Source organism: Streptomyces sp. NPDC050743, assembly GCF_044456925.1.
In the GTDB taxonomy this organism is placed as follows: Bacteria; Actinomycetota; Actinomycetes; order Streptomycetales; family Streptomycetaceae; genus Streptomyces.
This window is the reverse complement of the sequence record NZ_JBITGJ010000052.1, coordinates 21532-46980: the sequence shown is the minus strand read 5'-3', so window position 1 is coordinate 46980 and position 25449 is coordinate 21532. Positions and strand designations below refer to the sequence as shown.

Here is a 25449-nt window from a genome sequence, read left to right as displayed (position 1 = left end):
AGGATCGAGGAAACCATGTCTGAACACCCCGAGCACCCCGGCCGCCGCCACCACTACACCGAGGACGAGGTGGCGCGGGAAGTCACCGAGCTGGAGGGCAAGTCCACGACGGCCGCCCGCATCTTCGACCTGCGCCGCATCATCGGTGGCCTGTTCGTGGTGTACGGCGTCATCGTCACGGTCACCGGCATCACCGACTCCCAGGCCGCCATCGACAAGGCCCAGGGCGTCAACATCAACCTCTGGACCGGGATCGGCATGCTCCTGCTGGGCATCTTCTTCCTGGCCTGGCTGAAGCTCCGGCCCACTCCGCCGCCGCTTCCTCCTCAGGGGCTGCCGGAGGAGCGGCAGGGGGAGTAGAGCGCCTGTTCCGGCCGCGGGGGCGTGGGGGCCGGGCGCGCCCGCGCGGCGGAGCCGCACATCGGTACAGCCCCGCGCCGCCGTAGTTGCCGGCAGTCGTGCCTCCCCCAGTGCCTCAAGGGCCTGGGGGACCCCGGCGGCACGGGTGGGCGCCGGGGGCACCCCTCGGGGTGGGCACCCCGCCGGCGCCGGTGAGCGACCTCATCCCCGGCCCGCGCCAGTGCGGGCCGCCTACTCGGGAGCGGAAGCCACCGGTCCCGCCCGGTCCAGCAACCCCGTTCGCGCGGCCAGCGCCGCCGCCTCCAGGCGGGAGCCGACCCCCAGCTTCATCAGCACCCGCTGGACATGGGTACGGGCGGTACTCGGCGCGATCCCCATCCCCGCCGCGATCAGCTGGGTGTCCTCCCCGTCGGCCACCCTGACCAGCACCTCCACCTCGCGCGGCGTCAGCATCGACAGCAGCCGCTGCGCCTCGTCATCGGGCTGGGCGGCCGGATTGAGCAGCTCCCCGAAGGCCCCCTGCAGCAACTGCGGCGCCACCGCCGCCTCCCCCGCCCGCGCCTTCATGATCGCCCGCTCGACGCCCTCGATCCGCTCGTCGTGCCGTACGTACCCCGACGCCCCGGCCGCGAAGGCCGCCGCGATGCCGCGCGGCGAGGGCACCGGGCCGAGCACCAGCACCGCCACCTGCGGCCGCTCCCGCTTGATCTTCACCACCGGGTCGAACACACCCGGTTCGGCCGGCGCCGCCGTACCCAGCAGGCACACCTCCGGCGCCCGCGCGATCACCAGGTCCGCCGCGCCCGCGGCCGGCGCCGCCGCGGCGAGCACCCGGTGCCCGCGCAGCTTGAGTGCCGACGCGAGCGCCTCCGCGAGCAGGCGATGGTCGTCGACGACCATGAGCCGCACTCCCATAGAGCAACCCCCCAGTCCCCCCCATGGATGCCCCACTATGGACGCCCACCGACACACAAGGCCAGAGGGCCCCCGGCTCCTCGCCCTTCATGCCCCCGGAAGCTACACGCTTGTTCGACCTCGCGCTGCCCCTCTTGATGAGAAGTGCCCCGGATCGATGAAATCCGGGGCACTTCTCGGTAAGTCACCCATTCGGGCGAGACCGCCGCGTCGACGGCGCGGCGTCAGCCACCCGTGCCGAACACCAGCACCAGGTCCTGCTCGCCGATCGACGACACGCCCTTCCGGCGGGCGAAGACCTGCGCCATGTACAGGCGGCCGTCGCGGAAGAGGAACTCGTTGCTGTCGGGCAGGAAGTTGCTCTCCGCCTCCCGCACGTTCTTCTCGGCGGGGTTCTCCAGCAGCTTGGTCGTCTTGAAGCTGCCGCCGTCGATACTGACGACCTGACCGCCCTTGTTGTACGTCGGCGGCTTGTAGGCGAGCAGATTGCTCCCGTCCATGCGCAGCGGGGAGAGCGTGCTGTCGTCGCCGGCGTCGGCGCGCTGGCCCGTCGGCTTTCCGGTGGCGAGGTCGAAGGCGACGATCGAGTTGGTCTGGCTGAGGCCGGAGGAGCCGTCGTGCTCCGCGGTCGGCAGGTAGAGCTTGCCGTTCCCGACGACGACCCCGTGGCAGTCCTCGACGCGGGTGATGCCCTCGCACTTGCCGGCGTACGTGCTCGACGGCGCGGAGATGTGAGCGAGCAGCTTGCCCGTCTTGCCGTCGATGGAGAAGTAGTCCGACACCTCCGTGCTGTCGCCCACGGCGGCGGCCACCACCAGCGGGTCGGTGGAGACGACGGAGGCTTCGTCGATGCCCGGGTCCATCTTGTACTCGGAGAGCACCTTGCCCGTCTTCGGGTCGAGGGTCTGGATGAGCAGCCGGGCGTTGTCGAAGTCTCCGCAGCTGCGCACCGCGACCAGCTTGGCGCCGCCGCCGTACCCCGCGTCGTAGCAGTCGTCACCCGGCTTCGGCAGCCACAGCGCCTTGCCGGAGTCGATGTCGAAGGCGGCACCGCCGCTGGTGTCGCCGACGGCGACAGTGTGCTGACCGACCGTCACATTCTGGTAACTGATCGGGTAGTCACCGGACTTGACCGACTTCGTCCACAGCTTCTTGCCCGCGTCGAGATCGATCGCGGCGATCTGCGAGCATCCGGCGAAGCTCTTCTTCGTGTCCCACTTGGGCTGGTAGGTGATCGCGGTCCGGCCGTCGGACGTGACCTGCCTGCTGGCCGCGCAGACCGGGCCGGGCAGCTTGATCGTCCACAGCTTGCCGCCCTTGACCGGGTCGTAACCGACGATCTCGGCGACGCCGCTCTTGGCGTACACCTTGTCGGTCAGCCATGAGCCCGCGGTGCTCACCACGTCGTCCGTGGTGGGCAGCGCAACCTTGAACAGCACCTCGGCCGCGGGGTCGGCCGGCGCCTTCTCCTTGCCGCCGCCCCCCGTGGTCCCGCCGCTGCCGTTCTTGCCGCCGCCGGAGGAGGCGGCGTCGTGCTTCTTGGCGTCGTCCCCGGAGGAGTGGGCGTACCAGATGCCGCCGCCGACGATCAGCGCGATCGCGACGACCGCCGCGACGATGATGAACAGCGCGGTGTTGTTCCGCCCGCCGCCGCCCTGCACCGGCTGCGGCTGCATCGGGGCCGGCGGCCCGCCCGGGTAGCCGTAACCCGGCTGCGCGGGCTGCGCGTACGGGTTCTGCGGCTGGCCGTAGCCGGCCGGGGGCTGTGGCTGCGGCGCACCGGGGTAGCCGTAACCGGGCTGCGGCGGCTGGGCGGGCGGCGGGACCTGCGGGTAGCCGTAGCCGGGCTGCGGGGGCTGCGCGGGCGGCGGGACCTGCGGCCGGCCGTAGCCGGGCTGCGGCTGCGGCTGCGGCGGCTGCGGAGCCGACGCGGCGTGCGGGTAGCCGTAGCCGGGCTGCGGCTGCGGGGGTTGGGGAGGCTGCTGGGGCTGCGCGGTCGGAGGGCCGAAACCGCCCTGCTGCGGGGGCTGGTTCGGGGGCGGAGGGGACGGCTGGGTCATGGGGAGGTACCTCGGTGAGGCCGAAAGGGCCGGACGGCGAAGGGGATTCGGTCGGGACGGGGACTGAGCCGGGACGGCGGCTCAGTTGCCGAAGGCCATGATCAGCTTCTCCTTCGACTGGTCGCTGCCGGACAGCCGGCCGGTGGAGATGAAGAACCGCCCGTCGGCCCAGTCCACGACACTGTCGAAGAAGGTGTCCTCGATCTCGGCGGTGCCCTGCGGGTTCTGCAGCAGCTTGGTCGTGGTGTGGGAGGAGCCGGTGGCCGGGATCGACACCACCTGGCCGCCCGCGTCGTACGACGGCTGCACATACGCGACGAGCCTGCCGCCCTCGACCTCAAGCGGGTACATCGGCTCGTTCGCCGGGGACTTGGCCCGCCACCGCGCCTTGCCGGTGGAGAGGCTGATGGCGACGATCTCGTTGGCGGTGCTGGTGGCGTCCGTCGGCAGGTACAGCGTGTCGGCGTCCGCGGCGACGCCCTGGCAGCCCTGCAGGTCGCGTTCGAGGATCGCCCAGCCGCAGCGGGGGGCGAACTTCTCGTCGACCTTCACCTCGGAGCGGAACTTGCCGTCCCTGGTGAACGTCGAGATGTTCCAGGCCTTCTTGTCCTGGTTGGTCAGATAGACCACCAGCGGGTCCACGGAGAACGTCCGGGTGACCTGCCAGCCCTTCTTGACCGGCTGGGTCCAGCGCACCTTGCCGGTGGCCGGGTCCAGTTCCTGGATCTCGTCGTGCGCGTTGCTGCCGCCGGCACCGCAGGAGGACACCTGGATCAGCCGGTCGGTACCGCCCGCGTACGCGGCCGGGAAGCAGGCCGCGCCGTACTTCGTCTTGTCGTACAGCTTCCTGCCGCTGTCGATGTCGTACGCCGTACCCGACTCGGACCGGCCCACCATCAGCGTCCTGCCGCTCACGGCCAGTTCGACGTTGAGCGCGCTGTCGAACAGCCCGCCGTCGGCGACCTTGGCGCTCCAGCCCTTCTCGCCGGTGCCCAGGTCGATCTGCTGCAGTTGATTGCACTTGGCGTCGTCGCCCGCGCCGCTCATGTACGCCACGACGACCTTGTCGTCGGCCGACTTCTGCGGGGTGACCGCGCAGATCTTCTGGGGGAAGGAGAGAGGTCCCCACACGGGCCTGCCGTCGCCGACGCCGTAGGCGAAGACCTGCTTGTACGCCGCCTTCACCGCGGCCTTGCCGGTGATCCACATGCCGGGCGCGTCGGCGCCCGAACCGGGGGCGTCCGGTGCCGACTTGTACCAGAGCACCTTCGCCTCTCCGGCCTTGTGGCCCTCGTTGAGGTTCTCCGGGTCGTCACCGCCGCCGCTCGACGCGCTCGGCGAGCCGGAGGCGGACGGCTTGTCGTCGTCGCTCTGCTGGGCGACCGGCTTCTTCTTGCCGCCGTCGCCGCCGCCGCTCGTGACCGCGTACACCGTGCCGCCGATGACGAGCAGTGCGGCCACCGCGGCACCGATGATCAGCGCGGTCCGCTTCTTCCCGGGCGGGGCACCGGGCGCGCCCGGGTACGGCGGCTGCTGCGGCTGCCCGAACCCGGGCTGCGGCGCCGCCCCGTACGGGCCCGGCTGCTGCGGATAGCCGTAGGGGCCCGGGGCGGGGGCGCCGTACGGGCCCGGCTGCTGGGGGTAGCCGTAGCCCGGCTGCGGCGGGGCGGCGGGCGGCTGGGCCGGCGGCGGTGGCGTGGGAGGTACGCCGGGCGCGGCGGGCACGCCCTGGGGGGCGCCCGGGGTGCCGTACGGGGTGCTCGGGGCGCCGAAACCGCCCGGGGCCGGTGGCGTCTGCGGGGCGCCGAAACCGCCGCCCTGCGGCGGCTGGTCCTGCGGTGCTCCGAATCCGCCCTGCGGCGGCTGGTTGGGCGGCTGGGTCATCAGCGCTCTTCCCCCTCGTTCACTGATTTTTCGCCACGCCCTGAGGTTCTTGACGGACCCTGGGTCGTTACTCAGACGATTCTCAGACGGCCCTTTCTATCACTCGGTACCGACAGCACACGGGCCCGGATCCGGCGCTGTTCCCAAGGGACGACCGGCCCGTGATGCGGCCGTTACGCGCCTTCACGCCCCCTTCACGCAGCGCACGCAATGGCCCCGCGCGCCGGGGGCGGACGCCGGCGCGGTGAGGGGTGCGGGTGGTGAAGAGGGGGTGTGCGGTGGCTGGTTGACGCCCAGAGGGATGCGCGATCAGGCAGCGCGCACTACCGGGCCGGGCGCCGTGGTCGGCAGCGCACACGACCAGACCGAGAGCCCCGCTCGGCGGCGCGCACTACCGGGCCGGGCGCCGTGGTCGGCAGCGCACACGACCAGACCGAGAGCCCCGCTCGGCCGCGCGCGCCCCCGTCCGCACTCCAGCCCGCGCGCCGTATCCGCGTCGGGGCCCCCGCCGCCCCGCACCCGCCCCCGTTACGCGTCCTCCGCCAACTCCAGCCAGCGCATCTCCAGTTCCTCGCGCTCGCCGGCGAGGTCGCGCAGTTGGGCGTCCAGGTCGGCGACCTTCGCGAAGTCGGTGGCGTTGTCGGCGATCTGGGCGTGGAGCTTGGACTCCTTCTCGGAGATCCTGTCCAACTGGCGCTCGATCTTCTGGAGTTCCTTCTTGGCGGCGCGCTGGTCGGCGGCGCTCTTCTCCTGCGTGGCCGGCTTGGGTGCCGCGGCGGCGGCCTGCGCGGCGACGGCCTCCTCCATCCGCTGACGGCGCTCCAGGTACTCGTCGATGCCGCGCGGCAGCATCCGCAGGGTGCCGTCGCCGAGGAGGGCGAAGACCCGGTCCGTGGTGCGCTCGACGAAGAAGCGGTCGTGGGAGATGACGATCATCGAGCCGGGCCAGCCGTCGAGGACGTCCTCCAGCTGGGTGAGGGTCTCGATGTCGAGGTCGTTGGTGGGCTCGTCCAGGAAGAGGACGTTGGGCTCGTCCATCAGCAGCCGCAGCAGTTGCAGGCGGCGGCGCTCGCCACCCGACAGGTCACCGACCGGCGTCCACTGCTTCTCCTTGTTGAAGCCGAACGTCTCGCACAGCTGCCCGGCGGTCATCTCGCGCCCCTTGCCGAGGTCGACGCGTTCGCGGACCTGCTGCACGGCCTCCAGGACCCGCCAGGTGGGGTCGAGTTCGGCGACCTCCTGGGAGAGGTAGGCGAGCTTGACGGTCCTGCCGACGGCGATACGGCCACCGGCCGGCTGCTCCTCGCCCTCGGTGCGGGCGGCCGCGGCCATGGCGCGCAGCAGGGAGGTCTTGCCGGCGCCGTTCACGCCGACGAGACCGATCCGGTCACCGGGACCGAGCTGCCAGGTGACGTGCTTGAGCAGCACCTTCGGCCCGGCCTGCACGGTGATGTCCTCGAGATCGAAGACGGTCTTGCCCAGCCGCGAGGAGGCGAACTTCATCAGCTCCGAGCTGTCCCGGGGCGGCGGCACGTCCGCGATCAGCTCGTTGGCGGCCTCCACCCGAAAGCGCGGCTTGGACGTACGGGCGGGGGCGCCGCGCCGCAGCCAGGCCAGCTCCTTGCGGATCAGGTTCTGGCGCTTGACCTCCTCGGTGGCCGCGATGCGCTCGCGCTCGGCACGCGCGAAGACGTAGTCGGAGTAGCCGCCCTCGTACTCGTGCACGTCGCCGCGCTGCACGTCCCACATGCGGGTGCAGACCTGGTCCAGGAACCAGCGGTCGTGGGTGACGCACACCAGCGCCGAGCGTCGGTTCTGCAGGTGCTTCGCGAGCCAGGCGATGCCCTCGACGTCGAGGTGGTTGGTGGGCTCGTCGAGGACGATCAGGTCCTGTTCCTCGATGAGCAGCTTGGCGAGCGCGATACGGCGCCGCTCGCCGCCGGAGAGCGGCCCGATGACGGTGTCGAGCCCCTTCGGGAACCCGGGCAGGTCCAGCCCCCCGAACAGCCCGGTCAGTACGTCCCTGACCTTGGCGTTGCCGGCCCACTCGTGGTCGGCCATGTCGCCGATGACCTCGTGGCGGACGGTGGCGGCGGGGTCGAGGGAGTCGTGCTGGGTGAGCACGCCGAGCCGCAGGCCGCCGGAGTGCGTGACGCGTCCGGTGTCGGCCTCCTCCAGCTTGGCGAGCATGCGGATGAGGGTGGTCTTGCCGTCGCCGTTGCGTCCGACGACCCCGATCCGGTCCCCCTCCGACACACCGAGCGAGACGCCGTCCAGCAAGGCACGGGTGCCGTACACCTTGCTGACGTTCTCGACATTGACCAGGTTGACGGCCATTTCACTCCTGTGCGCGGGGTCGGTCAGCCTTCTAGCGTAGGGCCTGCCGGGGTGAAGGCGGGGCGCGAGGGGTTGGTCACTCTTTGTGATGACGTGATCAGGAGGCGGCCGCTACCGTGGAGGGCAGGCAGCAGGATCCCGTCCATGGGAGGAACCATGACCGCCGAGTCCGTAGAGCACCGCGTCCAGTGGCCGGTGCCGCCCCAGGACGGCTACACCGTGGACGACCTGTTCACACTGCCGGATCTCCCGCCGCACACCGAGCTGATCGACGGGAGTCTGGTTTTCGTGAGTCCGCAGCGCCGCTTCCACTTCCTTGCGATCGACCTCTTGGTCGACGGCCTGCGCAGCTCTCTCGTCCCGGAATTCAGTGTCGAGCGGGAGATGACTGTCATCCTTGACAACCGTAACGGGCCCGAACCCGATGTCAGCGTGGTCCGAGCCGAGGCGGTCACCGGGCTGGACCAGACCAAGTTTCAGGCCGAGGACGTCCTGCTCGCCGCGGAGGTCGTCTCGCCGGACTCGGAATCCCGCGACCGTACGACCAAACCGCAGAAGTACGCCGCCGCAGGGATCCCCAACTATTGGCGCGTCGAACAGAACGGCACCACCGGCGGGCCCGTCATCCATGTCTACGAGCTCGACCCACTCACCAAGTCCTACGTGCACATGGGCATGCATCGCGACCGGATCAAGGTCGACAAGCCCTACCCCATCGACATCGACCTGACCACCATCGGCAAACGCTGACCCTCAAACCACCATCGCGCCCGCCACCGGCCCCGCCGCCGTCCGCACCGACCTGCACGTGCCGGACGCCCGCAGGGCCGCCGCCACCTTCTCCGCCGACTCGGCATCGCGCGTCAGGAAGGCTGTCGTAGGCCCGGAGCCCGAGACCAGCGCGGCGAGCGCACCCGCCCCGCGCCCCGCGTCCAGCGTGTCGGCGAGCTCCGGGAACAGGGACAGCGCCGCGGGCTGAAGATCATTGGACACGGCTGCGGCCAGCGCCTCCGCGTCCCCCTTCGCCAGCGCCTGAAGCAGGTCCGCCGAGGCCACCGGCCCGGGGATCTCCCGCCCCTCGGCCAGCCGGTCGAACTCACGGAAGACCGCCGGGGTCGACAGCCCCCGCTCGGCCATCGCGAACACCCAGCAGAAGGTGCCGCCGACCTCCAGGGCCGTCAGCTGCTCGCCCCGCCCGATGCCGAGAGCGGCGCCCCCGACCAGGCTGAAGGGCACGTCGCTGCCCAGCTCGGCGCAGATGGAGAGCAGTTCGGCGCGGGAGGCGCCGGCGTTCCACAGCGTGTTGCAGGCGAGCAGCGCGCCCGCGCCGTCCGCGCTGCCGCCGGCCATGCCGCCGGCGACCGGGATGTCCTTGTCGATGTGGATGTGCACGGCCGGCTCGATGCCCCGGCGCCCGGCGAGCGCGATCGCGGCGCGCGCGGCGAGGTTGGTGCCGTCCAGGGGGACCTGGGCGGCGTCCGGGCCCGCGCAGGTGACGCGGAGCTCGTCGGCCGGGGTGACGGTGACCTCGTCGTACAGGCCGACGGCGAGGAAGACGTTGGCGAGGTCGTGGAACCCGTCGGGGCGCGCGGCGCCGACCGCGAGCTGGACGTTGACCTTGGCCGGTACCCGGACCGTGACGCTCACTCGCCGCTCTCCTCGTGCTCGGTGCTCCGTGCGTCCTTGTGTTCGGCGATCCGCGCGAACTCCTCCACCGTCAGCGACTCGCCGCGGGCCTGGGGCGAGACACCGGCCGCGACCAGGGCGGCCTCGGCGGCGGCGGCGGACCCGGCCCAGCCGGCCAGTGCCGCCCGCAGGGTCTTGCGGCGCTGTGCGAAGGCCGCGTCGACGACGGCGAAGACCTCGGCCTTGGAGGCGGTCGTCTTGATCGGCTCGGCCCGCCGGACGAGGGACACCAGCCCGCTGTCGACGTTCGGCGCGGGCCAGAAGACGTTGCGGCCGATGGCCCCGGCCCGCTTCACCTCGGCGTACCAGTTGGCCTTCACCGACGGCACGCCGTACACCTTCGAGCCGGGGGCGGCGGCGAGCCGGTCGGCGACCTCGGACTGCACCATGACGAGGGTGCGCTCGATGCTGGGGAAGGTGTCGAGCATGTGCAGCAGCACGGGGACGGCGACGTTGTAGGGGAGGTTCGCCACCAGCGCCGTCGGCGGGGGGTCGGGCAGTGCGGTGACGTGCATCGCGTCGCAGTGGACGAGCGCGAACCGGTCGGCGCGCGCCGGCATGCGCGCCCCGATCGTCGTGGGCAGGGCGCCGGCGAGCACGTCGTCGATCTCGACGGCGGTGACCCGGTCGGCGACCTCCAGCAGCGCGAGCGTGAGGGAGCCGAGCCCCGGGCCGACCTCGACGACCACGTCGTCGGGGCCGACCTCGGCGGTGCGGACGATACGGCGGACCGTGTTCGCGTCGATCACGAAGTTCTGGCCGCGCTGCTTGGTGGGGCGGACACCGAGCGCTGCCGCCAGCTCGCGGATGTCGGCGGGGCCGAGGAGGGCGTCGGGGGTGGGGCTGCTCACGGGACAAGGGTACGGGGGTCTGCCCGGCCGGTTCGCCGGCCGCCCGGCGCTGCGGCCGGGGTGGGTCCGTCGCCGGTGCCCGCTAACCGTGCAACCGCGCCCCGCAGTGCGGCCACGGCGTCGCCCCCCGCCGCTTGTACAGCTTCTTCGCGCGCAGGGTCTGTTCCTCCGCCGAGGCGTCCTGGGGGCGGCCGCTGCCGCCGAGGCTGTGCCAGGTGCGGGTGTCGAACTGGTAGAGCCCGCCGTACGTGCCGGAGGGGTCGACCGCGTGCGGGCGGCCGCCGGACTCGCAGGCGGCGAGACCGTGCCAGTTCAGGTGGCCGGTGCCGGCCACGGAGGTCGGCAGCGGCTTGGTGCCCACCCGCACGATCTGTTTGCGCGGCTTGCGCACCACCTCGGAGGTCTCCCGGCGCGGCTTGTCGTGGACGCCGTTGACGATGCGCAGGACGTAGGTGTCGCGGCGCAGTCCGGGCCGCCCGGGCTGGGCGACGACCTCGGCGCCCTTGAAGAGGGTGGGGTCCTCCCTGCGCTGGGTCTTGAACGGGATCAGCTCCTCGCGGACCTCCCGGGTGCCGCTGATCCGCAGCACGGTCACGGTCTGTCCGTCGCGGGGGAAGCTGTCCGGCGGGACGGAGGTGGTGTCCTGGCCGTGCAGGCCGATCCCGGCCTCCTCGACGGCCTCGCGGACGGTGGCCGCGTTGGTGCGGATGGTCCGGCTCCGGCCGTCGGCCGTGATCGTGACGGCACGCTCGGTGCGGACGTCGAGTGCGAACCCGGCGCGTCCGATGGGCTGGGAGCGCGAGGCGGACAGGTACGCGCCCTCGGCGCGCACCCCCAGCTCCTCCAGCGCCCCTTCCACGGTGTGCGCGGTCGTCCACACCTCGCGCCGTCTGCCGTCCAGCGTGAGCCGGACGGGGCGCCCGTAGCGCACGGCGACCGCGTCTCCGCTGGCGAGCTCCGCGTCGGGGGCGGGCGCGATCATGTCGTGCGCCCCCACGCGCACGCCCTGCTCGGCGAGCAGATCGTGCACGTCGTCGGCGAAGGTGTGCAGAGTGCGCTGGCGGCCGTCGACGGTCAGCTCGATCGCCTTGTCCTCGGCGACGAACGCGGTGGTGCCGCCGGCGAGGAAGGCCACGACCAGCGCCTGCGGCAGCAGTCGGCGCATGGCGGAATCCGGGCGCTCGACGCAGCGCAGCTTGCGCCGGCGCGCGCCCCGCCCGCTCGCGCCGGCGGCCGGCTCGCCCTCCCACGCCCCGTCTGCCTCCGACGCACCGTCCTCGTCCCGCGCGCTCCCGGCATCCCGCGCGCTCCGGGCGTGGTCCGCCTGCGGGGCGCCGCTCACGCCCCGCCGGGGCGGCGCCGGCTCGGTGACGAGGTACGCCTGCGCCTCGTAGGCGGGCCGGTAGGTGTCCGGGTACATCCCGTACGGCAGGGTCTCCGCGGTGTGCACGGAAGTGTCGGGGCCGTAGGGCTCGTGCGGCTCATACGGCTCGAACGTCTCGTTCTGCGACTTGCTCACGCCGACACGCTCCAGAGGTGCCAGAGGGGGGTCCGGATCGGGACCCCAGAACCTAGCGGAGCGTTCGTCACTCTCCAAAGCGACGCGACTACGTACTGTTGCCCGTCGAGCGTGCGTCCACTACTCGAACAGGCGGTCCGGTAACGCGACAGGGCTCAGCAGCAGAAGGCCCGGGCGGTGTTGGCGGCGAGGGCCGTGGCCAGCGCGTCCTCGTCGATGCCGCGCACGGCGGCCATGGCGCGCACCGTGACGGGGATCAGATACGGCGCGTTGGGGCGCCCGCGGTACGGCGCCGGAGTCAGGAAGGGCGCGTCGGTCTCCACGAGGACCAGCTCCAGCGGGGCGACGGCGAGCGCGTCCCGCAGGTCCTGGGCGTTCTTGAAGGTGACGTTGCCGGCGAAGGACATGAAGTAGCCCTCGCGGGCGCAGATCCGCGCCATCTCGGCGTCGCCGGAGTAGCAGTGGAAGATCGTGCGCTCGGGGGCGCCCTCCTCCTTCAGGACGCGCAGGACGTCGGCGTGCGCGTCCCGGTCGTGGATGACGAGCGCCTTGCCGTGCCGCTTGGCGATCTCGATGTGGGCGCGGAAGGACCGCTCCTGGGCCGCCTTGCCCTCCGGGCCGGTGCGGAAGTAGTCCAGCCCGGTCTCTCCGACGCCCCTGACCTGGGGCAGCCCGGCGAGCCGGTCGATCTCGGCGAGGGCCTCGTCGAGCGCCGCGTCCCCGCCCGGCTCGCGAGCGCCCTGCCGCGACCAGCCGTCGGGGTCGCCGTGGACGATGCGCGGGGCCTCGTTGGGGTGGAGGGCGACGGCGGCGTGGACGCTGTCGTGGGCCGCGGCGATCTCGGCGGCCCACCGCGAGCCCTTGATGTCGCAGCCGACCTGGACGACGGTCGTCACCCCCACCGACGCGGCCTTCGCGAGGCCCTCCTCGACCGTGCCGGACTGCATGTCGAGATGGGTGTGCGAGTCGGCGACCGGAACGCGCAGCGGCGCCGGAAGCGGCGGTGCGGCGCTCTTGTCGCCCTTGGAGGTCTGGCCGGCGTTCGAAGGCATGCCCCGATCCTACGAAAGGGGCAGACCCGCGCCGGCCGCCGATCCGCTCAGCCGGTCTTGCGCTGGAACGGGTGCAGGAGATCGGACAGGTGCCAGTGGTGCGGCTCCTGGGCCTCCGTGGGCACCCGCGGGGCCTCGACCGGGCCGGCCTGCGGCACGGCGTGGTGCCGCTCGGCGGCGCCGCGCACCGACGAGACCTGACCCGCGCGCATGATCCGCACGACGTGACCGTCGCAGTTCTGGCAGCCGGGCCGGCTCAGCGGCGACGGCACGACCCGGCCGTCCGCCACGTACAGCACGAACTCCTGGCCGTCGGCGTCCGTGTGGTGCTCTATCTCGTACGACTGCTCCCAGCCGTGCCCGCATCGCATGCAGGCGAACGAATACGACTCGTGAACGACGGCTGTGGGCGTGCCGCGCAGGCCGGTCTGCCCTGCGATCTCACTCATGCCAGCTCCTCTTGTCCGCTGGACAAGCGCCCCGCGACGGGGCGTCTCTTCACCCAGTGGACGCCTTCACCAGCGCGAACGCACCAGAGCTGTCGAGTGTTGGAGGCGATTTGAGTCTTCCTTGCAGAAAAGGCCCCGATCGGCCCCGTTTCCCTTTGCCATCTGCGACAGCCTTTTGCCGTCCCATGGCCCGTCCGCTCACAAGAGAAGATCCCTGCTCAGAGGGATTTCCGCAGCACCCGCAAGGGGCGCTGGGAACTGCGCGAACACACCCCCAGACCCGCGGCCGCCAACGGCGCACACCCCCCGAACCGCCAGGCGAACGAACCCGGTCACTCACCGACACGCTTCGCTGCAACGACAGCGTCGAAAACGACCCGCTTCGGCACCCCCGCCTCCACGGCCACCGCCGCGATCGCCTCCTTGCGCCGCTCCCCGGCCTCCTCACGCGCGCGTACCCGGCGGACCAGTTCCGCGGCGTCCAGTTCCTCAGGGGCGCTCTGCGGCGCCCCCTCCACCACCACGGTGATCTCCCCGCGGACCCCCTGCGCGGCCCACGCCGCCAGCTCGGCCAGCGGGCCGCGCCGTACCTCCTCGTACGTCTTGGTCAGCTCCCGGCACACGGCGGCCCGCCGGTCCGCGCCGAAGACGTCGGCCATGGCGGCGAGGGTGTCGTCGAGCCGGTGCGGGGCCTCGAAGTAGACCAGCGTGCGCCGCTCGGCCGCGACCTCCCGGAGCCGGGACAGGCGCTCGCCGGCCTTGCGCGGCAGGAAGCCCTCGAAGCAGAAGCGGTCGACGGGCAGCCCGGACAGCGCGAGCGCGGTGAGCACCGCGGACGGCCCCGGTACGGCGGTGACCCGGATGTCCTTCTCCACCGCGGCCGCGACCAGCCGGTAGCCCGGGTCGGAGACGGACGGCATCCCGGCGTCGGTCACGAGCAGCACCCGCGCGCCGCCGAGCAGCTCCTCGACCAGCTCCGGCGTCCGGGCGGACTCGTTGCCCTCGAAGTACGACACGACGCGGCCCTTGGGCGTGACGCCGAGGGCCTGGGTGAGCCGGCGCAGCCGCCGGGTGTCCTCGGCGGCCACCACGTCGGCGCCGGCGAGCTCCTCGGCCAGCCGGGGCGGCGCGTCCGCGATGTCGCCGATGGGGGTACCTGCCAGGACAAGGGTTCCAGTCACACCCCCATCCTCCCAGCCGCCGCCCACCGCGCGGCCCGCCCCCGCACCCCGGAGAACGACCACATCCCGACTGGTACCCGACCGGTACCCCACATGCACGGGACTCGCACAGAACGGTTCCCTACCATGGCGCGGGTGACCAGTACCGCGTCCTCCATGGACCTCCGGCAGGGCCAGGCGCCGCACGACCAGCGGCCGTCGTGGCAGCAGCGGCTGCGCCGATTCGGGTACGTACCGGCCAAGGACGCGCCCTCGGGCGACGTCCGCGGCCGGCTGGTGCCCCCGTACGCCGAGCCGGGCCCGCGGCTGTGGCAGGTGCTCGGCGTGCCGCCGGTCCTCGCCGAGCGGATCACGCGCTGGTCGGGCTGGGGCGGCCCGCTGCTGGTGACGCTGATGGCGGGCCTGATGCGGTTCTGGAACCTGGGCAGCCCGCGCGCGGTGATATTCGACGAGACGTACTACGCCAAGGACGCCTGGGCGCTCGTCCACCGCGGCTTCGAGGTCAACTGGGACAAGAACGCCAACGACCTGGTGCTGCAAACGCACGGCCATCTCCCGATCCCGACGGACGCGGCGTACGTCGTGCATCCGCCGGTCGGCAAGTACGTCATCGGGCTCGGTGAGCTGATCTTCGGGTTCGACCCGTTCGGCTGGCGGTTCATGACGGCGCTGCTGGGGACGCTGAGCGTGCTGATGCTGTGCCGGATCGGGCGCCGGATGTTCCGCTCGACGTTCCTCGGCTGCCTGGCGGGCGCGCTGATGGCGGTGGACGGCCTGCACTTCGTGATGAGCCGGACCTCGCTGCTCGACGGCGTGCTGATGTTCTTCGTGGTGGCCGCGTTCGGCTGTCTGGTCATCGACCGGGACCGGTCGCGGGAGAGACTGGCCGCGGCGCTGCCGGTGGACGCCGACGGCCGGGTCCGCCCGGACGAGCGCGTCGCCGACACGTTCCGCTTCGGCCTGCGCCCCTGGCGCTGGGCGGCAGGGCTGATGCTGGGCCTGGCCCTCGGCACCAAGTGGAACGGCCTGTACATCCTGGCCGCGTTCTGTGTGATGGCGGTGCTGTGGGACGTGGGCGCGCGCAAGACGGCCGGCGCCCGGCACCCGTACGTGGCGGCACTGAAGTACGACACCGGCATCGCCTTCCTGGCGACGGTCCCGGTGGCGATCGCGGTCTACCTGGCCTCCTGGACCGGCTGGATCCTCTCCCCGACGGACGGCACCGGCGGCTACTTCCGCAACTGGGCGGCCACCGACGGCAGGGGCGGCAGCTGGACCTTCCTGCCGGACTGGCTGCGCAGCCTGTGGCACTACGAGCACGAGGTGTACAAGTTCCACGTCGGCCTGACCTCCCCGCACACCTACCAGTCCAACCCGTGGAGCTGGATCGTGCTGGGCCGCCCGGTGTCGTACTTCTACGAGTCCCCGAACCCCGGCGCCGACGGCTGCCCGGCGAGCTCGGGCCAGAAGTGCGCCCGCGAGGTGCTGGCGCTCGGCACACCGCTGCTGTGGTGGGCGGCCTGCTTCGCGATCCTGTACGTGCTGTGGCGGTGGGCGCTGCGCCGCGACTGGCGCGCCGGTGCCGTCGCGTGCGGCATCGCGGCGGGCTACCTCCCCTGGTTCATGTACCAGGAGCGGACGATCTTCCTGTTCTACGCGGTCGTCTTCCTGCCGTTCCTGTGCCTGGCGGTGGCGATGATGATCGGCGCGATCATCGGCCCACCGGGCTCCTCCGACACCCGCCGCGTGATCGGCGCGTCGGCGGCGGGCGTCCTGGTGCTGCTGATCGCCTGGAACTTCATCTACTTCTGGCCCCTGTACACCGGCACGGCGATCCCGATCGACTCGTGGCGGTCGCGGATGTGGCTGGACACCTGGGTCTAGCCGGGCACACGCGCCAGGACGGCCCGGCAGGACGCCGGGCCGTCCTGGTCGTTGCTGGCTGTCGGAGGTCGTCATCGGCCACCCTCAGACGGCCCGGAGACGGCCCTGCCGGCACGGTCGGCAGGTTTGCAGACCGCGCGGCCGCCTGCCTACCACCAGCGGAAACGCCGTCACAGAACCTGGCTTCCCCAGGTCTGCTCCGGGCGCGGGGCGCGCCGCCATCCGTAACCAGGCACGTCGCTGATGTCGGCGAGGGGCGAACGAAAAGACGAACGCGGCGGGCCGGATTCACAGGCGCACGATGACCAGGGCGGTGTCGTCGGTGGCGCCCCCGGGTGGGAGAAGGTCGTCGAGCACGGCGTCGGCGAGGACGTCGGGGTCGTCTGCCCGGTGGCGGGCCAGCGAGTCAGCGAGCCGGGCGAGGCCGGAGTCGATGTCCTCACCGCGGCGTTCGATCAGGCCGTCGGTGTAAAGCGCGAGAACGGCGCCCTCGCGGAAGGGCGCGACAGCCTGGATCCGGGTGGCGTGCTGAGGGCGGGCGGCCAGTGGCGGGTCGGTGGCCTGGTCGAGGAACTCGACGGTCCCGTCCCTCTGCAGAAGCCCGGGTGGGGGGTGGCCGGCGCTGCTGTAGGTGATGGTGCGGGTCTCCCAGTCGATGAATGCCGAAGCCACGGTGGTGTTCTCGGCGCCGTCGAGGGTTCGCGCGTACAACCCGAGGACTTCCAGAGCGCGGGCGGGGCCTGGGGCGACGAGGCAGGCGGCGGTGAGGGCGCTGCGCAGTTGTCCCATGACGCCGGCGGCGGGCAGGCCGTGGCCGACGACGTCGCCGACGGCGACGGCGATGCGGTCGCCGGGCAGGTCGACCAGGTCGTACCAGTCGCCGGCCACATGCAGTGCTTCGGCGGCGGGCCGGTAGCGTACGGCCGCCTGATGCCGGCCTGCCGGGCGCAGAGCGGGCAGCATGGATTCCTGCAAGGCCAGCGCGACTTCACGGGTGCGGATGAGTTCGGTGACGTCCTCCGCCCGGTGCAGCAGCAGCGCCACCCGCCCATCCGGTCCGAACACAGGGATGTTGGTCATGTTGAAGTACCGCTCGTGCCACACTCCGGGCTGGTCGGGGTCCTCCATGTCGTAGCGTTGCAACGCCACGATGCTGCGCTCACCGGTTCCCGCCGCCTGGCGCAGTGACGCCAGGACTCTGAGCAGGAGAGGCTCGGCGGGGGCTTTTTCGGGGTGGTCCTCGGGCACGAAGTGACCGATCACTTGTTCGCGTGGAAGGCCCCGCAGGCGCAAGAACTCCGCGTTGGCGTCCGCGTAGATCAGTTGCGGGGTCACCAGCGCCACCGCCCCGGGAAGGGCCTGGAACACCGCCGCGTAGTCGATCGCCGGTACCTTCATGACTTCCCTGCCTTGTCCCGCAGCTCTGTCTCTTTTCACGATACGAGCGGCGAGTCGCAGCTCGCCCCATGATGTTGCAGGCGACCCACCGCTGACAGCCCTGGTGGTCCACACGGACGATGGCAAGGTGGGCAGCGGCTACAAGGAAGTTCTGGCGGTCGCTGGAGAACCGCCGGTAGAGGACGACTCGGGCGGCTAGCCCGGCTGCGCTCGACTTCTGGTCCCTGTACTCGGGCACCGCGATCCCGATCGACTCGTGGCGGTCGCGGATGTGGCCGGACACCTGGGTGTGAGTACGGTTTCCGGCGGGCCTCGTCCCGTGCGGATTGTCGCAAGTGCGCTACGGATTCGCCGCCGGGATCACCCGCCGAGGCGGGGACCTTAAGGTGAGTGCCGTCGTTGGGGAGTGTGAGGGCTGCGGGGACCCTGGGGAAGGCACGGAGGAACTGAGGCTGTGGGCAAGAGAAGGCGCGTCGCCGAGCGACGGAAGACGACCGGGCCCGCCGTGGTCGGCGGGGTCATCGCCCTCGTCGTCGGCGGCGCCGGGTTCGCCGTCTACGCGCTGACCGGCGGCGGTGCCGCCGCAGGCGAGAGTGCCTCGGTCAACCACAAGACCGTCAAGACCGGCCCGCTCAGCGCCGCAGAGGTCCGCACGGCCTCCACCCGCTTCCTCACCGCGTGGCGGCAGGGCAGGATCGGTGAGGCGGCCGCCGCCACCGACGACGCCACCGCCGCCACCGAGCTGCTGACCGGCTACACCAAGGACGCCCATGTGAAGGGCGTCACGCTGACCGCCGGCACGCCCACGGGCGCCAAGGTGCCCTTCTCCGTCAAGGCGACGGTGTCGTACCAGAACCTCAGCAAGCCGCTGGCCTACGGCTCCTCGCTCACGGTGGTGCGGCGGGCGAGCGACGGCAAGCCGCTGGTCGACTGGCACTCCTCGGTCGTCCACCCGGATCTGAAGGACGGCGACACGCTCGTCACCGGCGGGTCCGGCACCCCGCCGATCAAGGCGCTGGACCGTGACGGAGGCGAGCTGACGGCCGCCAAGTACGCGTCCCTGGCGCCGGTGCTGGACGGGCTGCGGGAGAAGTACGGCAAGACGGCGGGCGGCAAGGCGGGCGTGGAGCTGCGCGTGGTGCGCGGCAAGGCCTCGCAGAAGGCGGGGCTGTCCGACAAGACGCTGGTGGAGCTGAGCAAGGGCACGCCGGGCACGGTGCGGACGACGCTGAGCCCCACCTTCCAGGCGGCGGCCGAGCAGCAGGTCGGCAAGCGCTCGCGGGCCTCCGTGGTCGTCGTGCGGCCCTCGACCGGCGAGATCCTCGCGGTCGCCAACAGCGAGCACGGCTTCAACGTCGGCTTCCAGGGCTCCCTCGCGCCCGGCTCCACGATGAAGATCGTGACGTCGACAATGCTGTTCGAGAAGAACCTCATCACCCCGGACGCCTCGCACCCCTGCCCCAAGACGTACAAGCTGGCCGGCTGGACGTTCCACAACGACGGCGACTCCGAGATCAAGAAGGGCACGTTCAAGCAGAGCTTCGGGGCCTCCTGCAACAACGCCTTCATCGACTTCGCGCCGAAGCTGTCCAACAGCGACCTGACGAAGGAGGCCCAGGAGGTCTACGGCCTGTCCATGAACAACTGGGCCATCGGCGTCCCCTCCTTCGACGGCTCCGTCCCCGTGCAGAGCGGCGCGCAGATGGGCGCCTCGCTGATCGGGCAGGGCGGGGTGCGCATGAACCCGCTGAACATGGCGTCGGTGGCGGCCACCGTGGAGTCGGGCGCCTTCCACCAGCCGTACCTGGTGTCCCCCGACGTGGACCACCGCACGCTGGCGAAGGCGTCGCGCACCATGTCCGCGAAGACGCAGTCCCAGCTGAAGGACGTCATGCGGTTCACGGCGGACTACGGCACGGCCGCCAAGGCGATGGCGGGCATGAGCGGCGACTACGGCGCCAAGACGGGTTCCGCCGAGGTCGACGGCCAGAAGAAGCCGAACGGCTGGTTCACCGCCTTCAAGGGCGACCTCGCGGCCGCCGGTGTGGTCCAGGCGGGCGGCCACGGCGGCGACACGGCCGGGCCGATCGTGGCGTCCCTGCTCAAGATGGGCTGATCAAGCCCGTACCGGCTCCGCCGTGTACGTCCGGCGCAGGAACCTCACCAGTGTCTTCGACTCGAACTGAACCACTTCGACACCGTTGTCGGAGTGAAACTCGACGACGGCCTGGACGCGCCCGCACGGCCACACCCGTACCGCGCCGCTCTCGGCCGGTGTCCGCAGGCCCCGTTCGAGCAGGGCGCGGGAGAAGGTCCACTCGTGCGGGCCCGGCAGGCCGACCCGGACCGAGCGTGGATCGGAGTCGGGGTCGTAGCGCAACACGACCGGTACGGCCCCCGGGTCCTCCTCGTCCGTGACGATATGGGCGCGTGCGTACTGCTCGACCACAGACATCGGACCGCCCTTTCACCCTGAGTGACATAAGCGAAAGCTACGCCTCCGCTTCTTCTCCAATGTCCCATATTTCCCTATTTATGACTCGTTGGGTGATTCGCATCTTATCGGGATTCGAGACCTTCTCTCTCTTGCAAAGCATTCGCAACAAGGGCCTAAAATCAAACGGTGCATGTACCTGACGGATTCATCGACGCCCCCACCTCCGCCGTCACCGCAGTGGCCGCCGCCGGCGCCCTCGCGGTGAGCCTGCGCGGCGCCCGCCGTGAACTCGACGAACGGACAGCCCCGCTTGCCGGTCTGGTGGCGGCGTTCATCTTCGCCGTACAGATGCTCAACTTCCCCGTCGCGGCCGGAACAAGCGGCCACCTGCTGGGCGGAGCGCTCGCCGCCATCCTGGTCGGCCCCTTCACGGGCGTGCTCTGCGTGTCCGTGGTGCTGCTCATGCAGGGCGTGCTGTTCGCGGACGGCGGGCTCACCGCGCTCGGCGTGAACATCACCGACATGGCGATCACCACGACCGTCGTGTCGTACGCCGTCTTCCGCGCGCTGCTCGCCGTCCTGCCCCGCAAGCGGCGCTCGGTGACCGTCGCCTCCTTCTTGGCCGCGCTGGCGTCCGTGCCGGCCGCCGCCGTCGTCTTCACGCTCCTCTACGCGATCGGCGGGACGACGGACGTGTCCATCGGCAAGGTCGCGACCGCGATGATCGGCGTGCATGTGCTGATCGGCGTCGGGGAGGCCGTCATCACCGCGCTCACGGTGAGCGCGGTGATCGCCGTGCGCCCGGATCTCGTGCACGGCGCGCGCGGCCTGCGGCAGCGGCTCAAGCTGCGCGTGAACGGCGCGCTGGTGGACGCTCCGGCGCCTGCGGGAGCGCCCACGGCACCCATGGCGGCGCGCACCTCCCGGCGCGCGCTGTGGATGACGGGCCTGGTCGCGTCGCTGGTGCTCGCCGGTTTCGTCAGCTTCTACGCCTCCGCGAACCCCGATGGCCTGGAGAAGGTCGCGCACGACCAGGGCATCGACGAGAAGCAGGACAGGCACGCCGCCGCCGGCTCCCCGCTCGCCGACTACGGCGTCAGGAACGTCTCCGACGCCCGGCTGTCCGGCGGTCTCGCCGGCGTGATCGGCGTCGGCGCCACGGTCGTGGCGGGCAGCGCGGTGTTCTGGGCGGTGCGCCGACGGCGGACCGAGGACGTCTCCCCCGCCGACACGGGTGCCTGACATGGGAGCCGGACACGCCCACAGGCTCTACCGGCACGGACACTCACCCGTGCACGGCCTCCCGCCGCACACCAAACTCGCCGCCGCCTTCCTGTTCGTGCTGGTCGTCGTGTCGACGCCGCGCGAGGCGATGTGGGCGTTCGCGGTGTACGCCGGCCTGCTCGCCCTCGTCGCGCGCCACGCGCGCGTGCCCGCCGGTTTCCTGCTCAAGCGGCTGCTGATCGAGGTGCCGTTCGTGGCGTTCGCGGTGCTCATGCCGTTCGTGGCGGAGGGCGAGCGGGTGCATGTCCTCGGCCTCTCGCTCAGCGTGAACGGGCTGTGGGGCGCCTGGAACGTGCTCGCCAAGGGCACGCTCGGCGTTGCCGCCTCCGTGCTGCTGGCCGCCACCACCGAACTGCGCGAACTGCTGCTCGGGCTGCAGCGGCTGAAGCTGCCGCCGCTGCTCGTGCAGATCGCCTCCTTCATGATCCGCTACGGCGACGTCGTCACCGACGAGATGCGCCGCATGCGGATCGCCCGCGAGTCGCGCGGCTTCGAGGCCAGGGGCGTGCGGCACTGGGGCGTGCTCGCCAAGTCCGCCGGCGCGCTGTTCATCCGCTCCTACGAACGCGGGGAGCGCGTGCACCTGGCCATGGTGAGCCGCGGCTACGCCGGTTCGATGCCGGTCATCGACGAGGTGACCGCGTCCCGCACGCAGTGGTCGTACGCCCTCACCCTCCCCTGCGCCGCCCTCGCCGTCTGTCTGCTGGGATGGATTCTGTGACACCTTCGCTCGAAGTGGCCGGACTGGCCTTCGCCTACCCCGACGGCCACCAGGCCCTGTTCGGCGTCGACTTCACCATCGCCCGCGGGGAACGGGTGGCACTGCTCGGCCCGAACGGCGCCGGCAAGACCACCCTGGTGCTGCACCTCAACGGCATCCTGGGCGGCGGCACCGGCACGGTGACGGTCGCCGGACTGCCCGTTGGGGGGCGGCACATGGCCGCGATCCGGCAGAAGGTCGGCATCGTCTTCCAGGACCCGGACGACCAGTTGTTCATGCCGACCGTGCGCGAGGACGTGGCGTTCGGACCGGCCGCGGCCGGGATCAGGGGCGCGGCTCTGGAGCAGCGGGTACGTACGGCCCTGGAGCGGGTCGGCATGCAGGACTTCGCCGACCGCCCGCCGCACCACCTGTCCTTCGGGCAGCGCCGGCGCGTGGCCGTGGCCACCGTGCTCGCCATGGAGCCGGAGATCCTCGTCCTCGACGAGCCGTCCTCCAACCTCGACCCGGCCTCCCGCCGCGAACTCGCCGACATCCTGCGCTCCCTGGACGTCACCGTCCTCATGGTCACCCACGACCTCCCGTACGCCCTGGAGCTGTGCCCCCGCTCCCTGATCCTCAGCGACGGCGTGATCGCGGCCGACGGCCCGACCGGCGAACTCCTGTCCGACAAGCACCTGATGCGGGCCCACCGGCTGGAGCTGCCGATCGGCTTCGACCCGAAGTCCGTGACAATGGGCGCGTGACGAACGAGGACCGCGCCGCCGAGGGGTCGCTGCTGCTGGACGACCAGCTGTGCTTCGCGCTGTACGCCGCACAGCGGGCCGTGACCGCCGCGTACCGTCCGCTTCTGGACGACCTCGGGCTCACCTACCCGCAGTACCTCGTGCTGCTGGTGCTGTGGGAGCGCGGTGAGACCAGCGTGAAGGAGCTGGCGCGCGCCCTGCGCCTGGACTACGGGACCGTCTCGCCGTTGCTGAAGCGGCTGGAGGGGGCGGGTCTGGTCCGAAGGGAGCGCGCCGCCGACGACGAGCGCTCGGTGCTGGTGGCGTGCACCGGGCGCGGTGAGGAACTCAGGGAGCGCGCGGCGCGCATACCGGGCGCCCTTCTCACCACGACGGGCCTCGGCGCGCAGGAGGTCGCGGCGCTGCGGGAGGCGTTGTGGAAACTCACCGAACGCGCTGGCGCCGCGGCCGACCGAGGGCGCTGATCCCGCGCTGATCTCGCGCTGATCCCACGTTACCCACGGTTGCCACCCCTGCTGCCGCCTCCTGACATACCGGCCAGTACCTTGTGCACGATGTACTTGCGCGCCACTTGTTCCGGGGGAGGCCGGCCATGACCGAGGACACCGCTGTCGACACCCGTCCGACGAAGATCATGTACGTCGCCGAGGCCACCGCCCACGGCGGCCGCGACGGCTATGTCACCAGCCAGGACGGTCAGATCGAGCTGAAGGTCGCGATGCCTCCGGAGCTGGGCGGCGAAGGCAACGGCACCAACCCGGAACAGCTCTTCGCGGCCGGCTACAGCTCCTGCTTCCACAACGCGCTGATCCTTGTCGGCAACCGCGCGGGCTATGACCTGACCGGCTCCACGGTGGCCGCCAAGGTCGGCATCGGCCCGAACCGGACGCGCGGCTACGGCCTCGCGGTCGCCCTCAGCGTCTCCCTGCCGGTGCTGGACCCGGACGTGGCGGCCCGGCTGGTGGACGCCGCGCACGAGGTCTGCCCGTACTCCAACGCCACGCGCGGCAACATCGATGTAACGATCCTGCTGGGCTGATCCCACCGAGGAATCACAGGCGCGCAGCCGGTGTTGCACGCACTGTCGCAGGCGATGGGACAGTGACCGAAGGGACGGCGGGCGTGGACGTGAACGGCACAGTGGCCGAGGGCTTCGAGCCGGTCAGGGAGGCGTTCGCAGCGAACTTCGCGCTGCTCGGCGAGCGCGGCGCGGCCGTCGCCGTCTACCAGGACGGCCACAAGGTCGTCGACCTGTGGGCCGGAACGAAGGACGTCGACGGCACGGCCGGCGGCGCCCCGTGGCAGCACGGGACCGCGCAGATCGTGCGCTCGGCGACCAAGGGTGTCGTCGCCGCCGCGCTGCTGCTCCTGCACCAGCGCGGCGAACTGGACCTGGACGCCCCGGTCGGCGCGTACTGGCCCGAGTACAAGGCGGCCGGCAAGGAGCACACCCTCGTCCGGCACCTGCTCGCCCACCGCGCGGGCGTGCCCGTGCTGGACCGCCCGCTGACCCCCGCCGAGGCCGCCGACCCCGACCTGGGCGCCGCGGCCGTCGCCGCGCAGGCACCCGTGTGGGAGCCGGGCACGGACCACGGCTACCACGCCCAGACCTACAGCTGGCTCACCGGCGAACTGATCCGGCGGATCACCGGCCGCCCGGTCGGCGAGTGGCTGGCGGAGGAGATCGCCGGCCCCGTCGGCGCGGACCTGTGGCTCGGCCTGCCGGAGTCGGAGCACGCGCGCGTGGGCCGCGTCGGCCCGGTCGAGCCTCCCGAGGCAGCGGGTGGCCTGAGGACCCGTCCCAAGCGCGCGGTGGCCGAGGCCTACGCCGACCCGGAGTCGCTGACCCGGCGCGCGTTCGCGGCGATCACCCCGCTGCCCGACGAGAACGACCCCGCCTACCGCGCGGCCGCCCTGCCCGCCTCCAACGGCATCGCCACCGCCGACGGGCTGGCCCGCTTCTACGCCTCGCTGATCGGCGAGGTGGACGGCGGCGCCCGGCTGTTCACCCCGCAGACGAGGGAACTGGCCCGCGCCGAGCAGTCCGCCGGTCCGGACCGGGTCCTGGTGGTCGGAACACGGTTCGGTCTCGGCTACATGCTGCACGGCGCGGCGTCCCCCCTGCTCTCGCCCGGTTCGTTCGGGCATCCGGGCCGGGGCGGCGCCCTCGCGTTCGCCGACCCGGAGACCGGCATCGCCTTCGGCTATGTCACCAACGGCTTCCGGAAGAGCGTGACGGCGGACCCGCGGGCGCAGGCGCTGGTGCGGGCGGTGCGCACGGCGCTCGCATAGGCGCTCACGCTCGCGGGGGCGCTCACGCAGGATCGTGCGCCCCGGAGCGAGCTCCTGGGCGCACGCGCGCTGTCACACGTTGATCGTGTGCGAGGTCCGTCCGGACGCCGCGTCGATCTCGTCGTGTGCCTTGGTCAGCAGTTGCATGGCCAGTTCGTTGAGGGCACGTGCGCCGGCGATCTCCTCGCCGACCCTTGGCTGGTTGGAGTCGACGCGGTGCCGCGTCGCGTGGCCGTGCGCCCGTACCTCGCTTCCGTCGGGCAAGCGCACCAAAGCCGCCGCCTTCGTGTGCTGATCGTCCTCCTTGAACTCAAGCTCGACGTGCCATCCCACAGCGGTGTGCATCATGACGATCACCTCCGAAAACCCTTGCTTCCAGGGTGCGCCCGGTAC

At 71.8% G+C, this 25449-nt stretch carries 23 protein-coding genes; 10 read left to right on the top strand and 13 right to left on the bottom strand.

Annotation, left to right across the window (positions count from 1 at the left end):
• Positions 1-15: 15 nt before the first annotated feature.
• Positions 16-360: a hypothetical protein gene (locus ACIBJF_RS34735; RefSeq protein WP_399179802.1), complete on the top strand. Its 345-nt coding sequence runs from the start codon at positions 16-18 to the stop codon at positions 358-360.
• 231 nt (positions 361-591) lie between these two features.
• Here the strand turns inward: ACIBJF_RS34735 and ACIBJF_RS34730 are convergent, their stop codons facing one another.
• The 4 genes from ACIBJF_RS34730 to ACIBJF_RS34715 form a co-directional block, all read right to left on the bottom strand.
• Positions 592-1275 (bottom strand): LuxR C-terminal-related transcriptional regulator, encoded by a 684-nt coding sequence (locus tag ACIBJF_RS34730; RefSeq protein WP_399179801.1) that lies wholly within the window; start codon positions 1273-1275, stop codon positions 592-594.
• A gap of 224 nt (positions 1276-1499) precedes the next feature.
• A complete protein-coding gene (locus tag ACIBJF_RS34725) occupies positions 1500-3335 on the bottom strand; it encodes a PQQ-binding-like beta-propeller repeat protein (protein ID WP_399179799.1) in 1836 nt (611 codons plus the stop codon).
• Between the two features lie 81 nt (positions 3336-3416).
• The gene (locus ACIBJF_RS34720) at positions 3417-5219 is read right to left on the bottom strand and encodes a PQQ-binding-like beta-propeller repeat protein (RefSeq protein WP_399179797.1); all 1803 of its coding nucleotides are present in this window, start codon (positions 5217-5219) and stop codon (positions 3417-3419) included.
• Between the two features lie 528 nt (positions 5220-5747).
• On the bottom strand, positions 5748-7556 hold the full coding sequence (locus ACIBJF_RS34715; RefSeq protein WP_399179795.1) for an ABC-F family ATP-binding cassette domain-containing protein: 1809 nt from the start codon (positions 7554-7556) through the stop codon (positions 5748-5750).
• Positions 7557-7700: 144 nt separating this feature from the next.
• Between ACIBJF_RS34715 and ACIBJF_RS34710 the strand changes: the two genes are divergently transcribed.
• Positions 7701-8306 carry a Uma2 family endonuclease gene (locus ACIBJF_RS34710; RefSeq protein ID WP_399179793.1) on the top strand — a complete coding sequence of 202 codons (606 nt, stop codon included), beginning with the start codon at positions 7701-7703 and terminating at the stop codon, positions 8304-8306.
• Positions 8307-8309: 3 nt separating this feature from the next.
• Here the strand turns inward: ACIBJF_RS34710 and ACIBJF_RS34705 are convergent, their stop codons facing one another.
• From ACIBJF_RS34705 to rsmI, 6 genes are all read right to left on the bottom strand, one after another.
• Positions 8310-9203 (bottom strand): 4-(cytidine 5'-diphospho)-2-C-methyl-D-erythritol kinase, encoded by an 894-nt coding sequence (locus ACIBJF_RS34705; RefSeq protein ID WP_399179791.1) that lies wholly within the window; start codon positions 9201-9203, stop codon positions 8310-8312.
• Positions 9200-10093 (bottom strand): 16S rRNA (adenine(1518)-N(6)/adenine(1519)-N(6))-dimethyltransferase RsmA, encoded by an 894-nt coding sequence (gene rsmA, locus ACIBJF_RS34700; RefSeq protein ID WP_399179789.1) that lies wholly within the window; start codon positions 10091-10093, stop codon positions 9200-9202. Before rsmA ends, ACIBJF_RS34705 begins: the two co-directional genes overlap by 4 nt.
• An 82-nt stretch (positions 10094-10175) precedes the next feature.
• Entirely contained in the window at positions 10176-11612 is a 1437-nt protein-coding gene (locus ACIBJF_RS34695) for a ubiquitin-like domain-containing protein (protein ID WP_399179787.1), read from the bottom strand.
• 155 nt (positions 11613-11767) lie between these two features.
• Positions 11768-12664 carry a TatD family hydrolase gene (locus ACIBJF_RS34690; RefSeq protein ID WP_399179785.1) on the bottom strand — a complete coding sequence of 299 codons (897 nt, stop codon included), beginning with the start codon at positions 12662-12664 and terminating at the stop codon, positions 11768-11770.
• Positions 12665-12711: 47 nt separating this feature from the next.
• Positions 12712-13113 carry a hypothetical protein gene (locus tag ACIBJF_RS34685; protein WP_399179784.1) on the bottom strand — a complete coding sequence of 134 codons (402 nt, stop codon included), beginning with the start codon at positions 13111-13113 and terminating at the stop codon, positions 12712-12714.
• Positions 13114-13445: 332 nt separating this feature from the next.
• Positions 13446-14294, bottom strand: coding sequence for a 16S rRNA (cytidine(1402)-2'-O)-methyltransferase (gene rsmI, locus ACIBJF_RS34680; protein ID WP_399179782.1), 849 nt, complete (start codon positions 14292-14294; stop codon positions 13446-13448).
• Positions 14295-14429: 135 nt separating this feature from the next.
• Between rsmI and ACIBJF_RS34675 the strand changes: the two genes are divergently transcribed.
• Positions 14430-16178, top strand: coding sequence for a dolichyl-phosphate-mannose--protein mannosyltransferase (locus tag ACIBJF_RS34675; protein ID WP_399179780.1), 1749 nt, complete (start codon positions 14430-14432; stop codon positions 16176-16178).
• Positions 16179-16466: 288 nt separating this feature from the next.
• On the opposite strand, the gene ACIBJF_RS34670 is transcribed toward ACIBJF_RS34675, so the two are convergent.
• Entirely contained in the window at positions 16467-17576 is a 1110-nt protein-coding gene (locus ACIBJF_RS34670) for a PP2C family protein-serine/threonine phosphatase (protein ID WP_399179778.1), read from the bottom strand.
• Positions 17577-18030: 454 nt separating this feature from the next.
• On the opposite strand from ACIBJF_RS34670, the gene ACIBJF_RS34665 reads away from it, so the two are divergent.
• Positions 18031-19692 (top strand): penicillin-binding transpeptidase domain-containing protein, encoded by a 1662-nt coding sequence (locus ACIBJF_RS34665; protein ID WP_399179776.1) that lies wholly within the window; start codon positions 18031-18033, stop codon positions 19690-19692.
• On the opposite strand, the gene ACIBJF_RS34660 is transcribed toward ACIBJF_RS34665, so the two are convergent.
• Positions 19693-20031, bottom strand: coding sequence for an SsgA family sporulation/cell division regulator (locus tag ACIBJF_RS34660; protein ID WP_399179774.1), 339 nt, complete (start codon positions 20029-20031; stop codon positions 19693-19695).
• 168 nt (positions 20032-20199) lie between these two features.
• Between ACIBJF_RS34660 and ACIBJF_RS34655 the strand changes: the two genes are divergently transcribed.
• From ACIBJF_RS34655 to ACIBJF_RS34630, 6 genes are all read left to right on the top strand, one after another.
• Positions 20200-21255: an energy-coupling factor ABC transporter permease gene (locus ACIBJF_RS34655; RefSeq protein ID WP_399179772.1), complete on the top strand. Its 1056-nt coding sequence runs from the start codon at positions 20200-20202 to the stop codon at positions 21253-21255.
• A 1-nt stretch (position 21256) separates the two neighbouring features.
• A complete protein-coding gene (cbiQ, locus tag ACIBJF_RS34650; RefSeq protein ID WP_399179770.1) occupies positions 21257-22018 on the top strand; it encodes a cobalt ECF transporter T component CbiQ in 762 nt (253 codons plus the stop codon).
• On the top strand, positions 22006-22764 hold the full coding sequence (locus tag ACIBJF_RS34645) for an energy-coupling factor ABC transporter ATP-binding protein (protein WP_399179769.1): 759 nt from the start codon (positions 22006-22008) through the stop codon (positions 22762-22764). The genes cbiQ and ACIBJF_RS34645 overlap by 13 nt, the downstream gene beginning before the upstream one ends.
• Positions 22761-23228: a MarR family winged helix-turn-helix transcriptional regulator gene (locus ACIBJF_RS34640; RefSeq protein WP_399179767.1), complete on the top strand. Its 468-nt coding sequence runs from the start codon at positions 22761-22763 to the stop codon at positions 23226-23228. The genes ACIBJF_RS34645 and ACIBJF_RS34640 overlap by 4 nt, the downstream gene beginning before the upstream one ends.
• 128 nt (positions 23229-23356) lie before the next feature.
• A complete protein-coding gene (locus ACIBJF_RS34635; protein ID WP_399179766.1) occupies positions 23357-23803 on the top strand; it encodes an organic hydroperoxide resistance protein in 447 nt (148 codons plus the stop codon).
• Between the two features lie 83 nt (positions 23804-23886).
• The gene (locus ACIBJF_RS34630; protein WP_399179830.1) at positions 23887-25056 is read left to right on the top strand and encodes a serine hydrolase domain-containing protein; all 1170 of its coding nucleotides are present in this window, start codon (positions 23887-23889) and stop codon (positions 25054-25056) included.
• Positions 25057-25128: 72 nt separating this feature from the next.
• Here ACIBJF_RS34630 and ACIBJF_RS34625 read toward each other — a convergent pair whose 3' ends face one another.
• Entirely contained in the window at positions 25129-25404 is a 276-nt protein-coding gene (locus tag ACIBJF_RS34625) for a DUF1876 domain-containing protein (protein WP_351206064.1), read from the bottom strand.
• Positions 25405-25449: the final 45 nt, after the last annotated feature.

What these genes read in the sequence shown, in the direction of transcription:
- ACIBJF_RS34735 (WP_399179802.1), top strand. Translation starts at nt 16, where the DNA reads ATGTCTGAACACCCCGAGCACCCCGGCCGCCGCCACCACTACACCGAG.
- ACIBJF_RS34730 (WP_399179801.1), bottom strand. Translation starts at nt 1,275, where the DNA reads ATGGGAGTGCGGCTCATGGTCGTCGACGACCATCGCCTGCTCGCGGAG.
- ACIBJF_RS34725 (WP_399179799.1), bottom strand. Translation starts at nt 3,335, where the DNA reads ATGACCCAGCCGTCCCCTCCGCCCCCGAACCAGCCCCCGCAGCAGGGC.
- ACIBJF_RS34720 (WP_399179797.1), bottom strand. Translation starts at nt 5,219, where the DNA reads ATGACCCAGCCGCCCAACCAGCCGCCGCAGGGCGGATTCGGAGCACCG.
- ACIBJF_RS34715 (WP_399179795.1), bottom strand. Translation starts at nt 7,556, where the DNA reads ATGGCCGTCAACCTGGTCAATGTCGAGAACGTCAGCAAGGTGTACGGC.
- ACIBJF_RS34710 (WP_399179793.1), top strand. Translation starts at nt 7,701, where the DNA reads ATGGGAGGAACCATGACCGCCGAGTCCGTAGAGCACCGCGTCCAGTGG.
- ACIBJF_RS34690 (WP_399179785.1), bottom strand. Translation starts at nt 12,664, where the DNA reads ATGCCTTCGAACGCCGGCCAGACCTCCAAGGGCGACAAGAGCGCCGCA.
- ACIBJF_RS34685 (WP_399179784.1), bottom strand. Translation starts at nt 13,113, where the DNA reads ATGAGTGAGATCGCAGGGCAGACCGGCCTGCGCGGCACGCCCACAGCC.
- ACIBJF_RS34670 (WP_399179778.1), bottom strand. Translation starts at nt 17,576, where the DNA reads ATGAAGGTACCGGCGATCGACTACGCGGCGGTGTTCCAGGCCCTTCCC.
- ACIBJF_RS34660 (WP_399179774.1), bottom strand. Translation starts at nt 20,031, where the DNA reads ATGTCTGTGGTCGAGCAGTACGCACGCGCCCATATCGTCACGGACGAG.
- cbiQ (WP_399179770.1), top strand. Translation starts at nt 21,257, where the DNA reads ATGGGAGCCGGACACGCCCACAGGCTCTACCGGCACGGACACTCACCC.
- ACIBJF_RS34645 (WP_399179769.1), top strand. Translation starts at nt 22,006, where the DNA reads ATGGATTCTGTGACACCTTCGCTCGAAGTGGCCGGACTGGCCTTCGCC.
- ACIBJF_RS34635 (WP_399179766.1), top strand. Translation starts at nt 23,357, where the DNA reads ATGACCGAGGACACCGCTGTCGACACCCGTCCGACGAAGATCATGTAC.
- ACIBJF_RS34625 (WP_351206064.1), bottom strand. Translation starts at nt 25,404, where the DNA reads ATGATGCACACCGCTGTGGGATGGCACGTCGAGCTTGAGTTCAAGGAG.